The organism is Falsiporphyromonas endometrii, from assembly GCF_042654485.1.
Classification (GTDB): domain Bacteria; phylum Bacteroidota; class Bacteroidia; order Bacteroidales; family Porphyromonadaceae; genus Porphyromonas; species Porphyromonas endometrii.
The window spans coordinates 1-648 of the sequence record NZ_JBHSGO010000009.1 but is presented as its reverse complement, the minus strand read 5'-3'; the positions used below and the strand labels follow the sequence as shown (position 1 = coordinate 648).

The 648-nt window shown below is 42.4% G+C and carries 2 rRNA genes; both read right to left on the bottom strand.

Annotation, left to right across the window (positions count from 1 at the left end):
- Positions 1 to 351 precede the first annotated feature (351 nt).
- A 5S ribosomal RNA gene (gene rrf, locus ACFO3G_RS00850) occupies positions 352 to 462 on the bottom strand.
- Positions 463 to 520: 58 nt separating this feature from the next.
- Positions 521 to 648: ribosomal RNA gene (locus tag ACFO3G_RS00845) — 23S ribosomal RNA — on the bottom strand; the annotation flags it as partial.

Genomic DNA, 648 nt, shown 5'->3' with positions numbered 1-648 from the left:
GGGCGGACGCCAATCCCCCCGGTGTTTTTCATGTCCGCCTGACGGATGAACAAAACAATGAAATGAAATGATTAATTTTGACTCAAAGATAAACCTCCTTTACACACTTTTTGGGATACTACCGTAAAGACGGTATGCAAAGGAAGACAACAGAACAACGAGAGAAAAGGCTAAGAGCGAACGAATGCCATGTCACTTAATTCAGAAAGAAAGAAGCGTAAAGATATGACCACCATCAGTCATTATCCTTAAGCCTATTTTATACATAGAAATGATATGTACAATGATATGCACAAAAAGAGAGAGGGAGTCGAGGACACTGCTGTCCAAGACTCCCTCTCTTCGGTTATAAAACGGCGGCTACCTACTCTCCCACTGTTACGAAGTACCATCGGCGTTATTGGGCTTAACTGCTCTGTTCGGAATGGTTAGAGGTGGATCCCCAATGCTATAACCGCCTGAATATGTCAACTTATTTACGAATCTCGCAATATCATATAATCACTCTAGATATCAATCTTTGGATAAATCCTCGGGCTATTAGTACTACTCGGCTTTGACATTACTGCCTTTACACCTGTAGCCTATCAAGGTCATCGTCTGTAACCACCCTTAATGAGATCTTATCTTGAGGCCGGCTTCGTGCTT